Origin of the sequence: Pelomonas aquatica (assembly GCF_026712205.1) — a bacterium.
Taxonomy (GTDB): domain Bacteria; phylum Pseudomonadota; class Gammaproteobacteria; order Burkholderiales; family Burkholderiaceae_C; genus Pelomonas; species Pelomonas aquatica.
This window is the reverse complement of the sequence record NZ_JAPPUW010000051.1, coordinates 1-2,020: the sequence shown is the minus strand read 5'-3', so window position 1 is coordinate 2,020 and position 2,020 is coordinate 1. Positions and strand designations below refer to the sequence as shown.

The following is a 2,020-nucleotide window of genomic DNA, read 5'->3' as shown; positions in this document are numbered from 1 at the left end:
GCACCTGGACGATGTGGGCATCGTGCACATGAACGGGCGGCTCTTCGATCCGACGCTCGGGGTCTTCATGCAGGCCGACCCCCTCGTGCAGGACCCGTTCAACCTGCAGAACTACAACCGTTACGGGTACTGCTACAACAACCCGCTCACTTGCACCGATCCCAGTGGGTTCAGCTTCCTGGGGGACCTCTTCAAGCCCATCACGGATGCTTGGCACGGGATATGGCGTAGCACAGTGGGTCGAGCTGTGGTCGTAGTAGTGGCTGCTTATTTCACGGGAGGAGCCGCGCTTGACTGGTACGCGAGTAGCGTGGCTGCCGAGGCTGGTTTCGCGGCAAGCAATGCTGCCATAGCATCCGGATTGGTTGGTACCGAGGTGACAGCTGCTGGAGTTGCTGCAGAGTCTGCTGCTTACGCAGCAGCAGCTTCCTCATTCACTGGAGGAATGATCGCGGGCGGCGCCGCCGGGTTTACCGGCAGCTTCATTGCTTCGAGTGGAAACCTGAGGGAGGGGCTGCGTGGAGCCGTAGTTGGAGCTCTCAGCGGAGGGATCGGTAATTGGGCCGGCGGCGGAGCAATCAGTCGGATGGTCGGCGGCGGTGTGAACGGTTACCTGCAGACTGGACGCCTCGAAGGCCTCGCTCGAGGATTCGCTGCTGGTGCCGTACCGGGCGATCTAGGAGTGGGTGACACCTACCTCAGCGATCCCTACGTCAATGTAACAGTGGGAATCCTGCGCGACGGAATCAAGGGGGCGGTCGTTGCGGATTCAAGTAGTGGATTTCTTTCCGGCGTTGCATATGGCCAAATGAACAACGCAATCGGCCATGTTGTCGGCTTCACATTGTCGGGATTCAATGCGCCTACGTTCCGAGATGGGGCTTTTGAGTATGATAGAAGCCATCTTATTGCTCAGGGGGCAATAACTATAGGTAATGTAATATCTGGTGCGCACGGATTCCTATATTCCCCTCTTTGGGGTGGAAATGGGGAGTTGGTGGTCGACCACGAGAGGGCCCACATTCCCCAAGCGTCTATCTTCGGGGCGTTGTACCTTCCGATCCATGGTTTGGTTCTTGGCGTGTCTAGTATTTTGCCAGGGGGGGATCATGGTCCTTATAACTTCTTGGAATGCAGTACGCTATGGATTTCTATACCTCACGGAGGCACTTGCCATTAAGTGTTGCGGCGCTTACGCTTTTGCTGGGCGCTGGCTGCACTCAGGCAGTGAGCGCCACAATTCGGGTGGAGTGTCCAGATGCGACCGTTGACCTCGTTGCTCAGACGTTTGAGCTGTTGGGGTGGATCCACAGTGAATCAGTCTCGAAAGGCGGAGCCGTACACCGCAATTTGAACTATCCAAGTTGCTATCTGCAGATCATGGTTGAGGGGAAAGGAAAAATTGTTATCTTGTTCATTGGCGTTGCCAGGACGCGGTTCGAGAAGCGTGAGATTGAAGCGTATAGAGAATTGGTTTCTGCGCTCATCGGTCGCTTCGAAACTGGAGTCCAGTTCGACGCTGAGACGAGTACGGGTCAGGTACTAAAGTGAGCGATGGTTGATGAGTGGTAGTCCAACCATTGACCGGATCTGTCATCAAAAGTCCGGTGACCACAGGGAGTGGCTGTGAGAGAACAACGACGCAAGGACGGCACGGGGTGCCGGCGAGGGGCGCTGATGCGCTGGGTGGCCATGCTGGCGTTGGCTGCAGGCTTGCCGCCCGCCCATGCCCAAACCTACACCGACACGCGCACCAGCCGCTTCAGCTACTACCAACCGTCGGACGGCGCCAAGAACGGCCTGCTGCAAAGCGAGACCATTGAGCCCAACAGCCCGCAGCTGTGCGTCACGACGAGCTACAGCTACGACCCCTACGGCAACAAGGCCAGCGCCACGACCGCCAACTGCGGCGGCGCCACCGGCCAGGCCCTGTTCACCCAGCACACCAGCAGCAGCACCTACGCGGCGCTGCCCGGCCAATCGATCACCGTGGGCAAGGGCACGGCCCAGGTCAACGTGG

At 58.3% G+C, this 2,020-nt stretch carries 2 protein-coding genes; both read left to right on the top strand.

What is annotated here, in order from left to right; genetic code table 11:
* On the top strand, positions 1-1,180 hold a 1,180-nt coding region (locus tag NYP07_RS23870), incomplete at its 5' end, for an RHS repeat-associated core domain-containing protein (protein ID WP_276597687.1).
* A gap of 446 nt (positions 1,181-1,626) precedes the next feature.
* A partial coding sequence (locus NYP07_RS23865) for a hypothetical protein (RefSeq protein ID WP_268154706.1) occupies positions 1,627-2,020 on the top strand: 394 nt, incomplete at its 3' end.